Here is a 332-nt window from a genome sequence, read left to right on the forward strand (position 1 = left end):
GAGCCCACCGAGGCCAGGATGGCCAGGCCCGATTGCAGGCGGGCGGTGAACTCGTCGATGCAGTTGCGCAGGCAGCGTGTGACCCAGTCGCTCACGTCCAGGCTGTCGTGCAGATGGGCCTTGGTGTTGCGGTGGTGGGCCGTGGCTTCGCGGCCTTCCAGGGCCAGGTGGCGGAAGGGGTTGGTGGGCTCGGCGCCCAGCTTGGTCAGGCCGGCGGCAAAGTCTTCGCTGTGCCAGAAGTCCTGGGCGGCACGGGCGTTTTTCTTGAACCTGATGATGTCCAGGGCCTTGATGAGGATGACGATCCACGAGGCCAGCGACATGGCCAGCAG

The 332-nt window shown here is 66.3% G+C and carries 1 protein-coding gene; it reads right to left on the reverse strand.

Annotated elements, in window-relative coordinates:
• Nucleotides 1–332, reverse strand: a 332-nt coding sequence (locus DBV10_RS22670) for a MotA/TolQ/ExbB proton channel family protein (protein ID WP_370451211.1), incomplete at both ends; no start/stop codon positions are given.

Source organism: Acidovorax sp. FJL06, from assembly GCF_003852545.1.
Taxonomy (GTDB): Bacteria; Pseudomonadota; Gammaproteobacteria; order Burkholderiales; family Burkholderiaceae_C; genus Acidovorax.